This is a genomic window from Cohnella baijiui (assembly GCF_020731285.1).
Taxonomy (GTDB): domain Bacteria; phylum Bacillota; class Bacilli; order Paenibacillales; family Paenibacillaceae; genus Cohnella.
Map to the genome: position 1 here is coordinate 1 of NZ_JAJFOW010000481.1, position 215 is coordinate 215.

The 215-nt window shown below is 44.2% G+C and carries 1 protein-coding gene; it reads left to right on the plus strand.

Annotated elements, in window-relative coordinates:
* Positions 1-62 precede the first annotated feature (62 nt).
* A partial coding sequence (locus LKX83_RS33455) for a four-carbon acid sugar kinase family protein (protein ID WP_227887630.1) occupies positions 63-215 on the plus strand: 153 nt, incomplete at its 3' end.

Here is a 215-nt window from a genome sequence, read left to right on the forward strand (position 1 = left end):
CCCAGAGCTATTACACGCGATACAAAAATTCTCTAAAACATTAAGATAAAGGAGTATACATTATGCAAGAAAGTGGACTGCTACTCGCTTTTTACGGTGATGACTTCACTGGATCTACGGATGCGATGGAAGCTCTCGCCATTAGTGGGTACCGGACGATTCTCTTTCTAGAGCCGCCAACTCTTGAGTTAATCAACCAATTTGAAGGCGTCCGC